The 287-nt window shown below is 44.6% G+C and carries 1 pseudogene; it reads left to right on the plus strand.

Features of this window, described 5'->3' with window-relative positions:
* Window positions 1–287: pseudogene (locus NE547_RS18200) on the plus strand (pyridine nucleotide-disulfide oxidoreductase); the annotation flags it as partial.

A 287-nucleotide genomic window follows, 5' to 3' on the forward strand; every position in this document is an offset into this window, starting at 1 on the left:
TGTATCCACAGTGGATTCGGTCTTCATGAGTTCAAGGAAGAGTTAGCAGGACCTGAATACGCCCAGAGGTTTGTAGACCAGGTAGACGAGCTTGGAATAGAATACATCCTAAATACTATGGTCATAGAGCTTACACCAGACAAAGAGATAATAGCTATGAGCGAAAACGGACTTGTAAATATAGGTGCAAAGTCTATAGTCCTAGCTATGGGATGTAGGGAGAGAACTGCAGGTGCAGTAGCTATGAACGGCTATAGACCAGCTGGAGTATACACTGCAGGTATGGC

The sequence above is a fragment of the Flavonifractor sp. DFI.6.63 genome, from assembly GCF_024462255.1.
In the GTDB taxonomy this organism is placed as follows: Bacteria; Bacillota; Clostridia; order Oscillospirales; family Oscillospiraceae; genus Lawsonibacter_A; species Lawsonibacter_A hominis.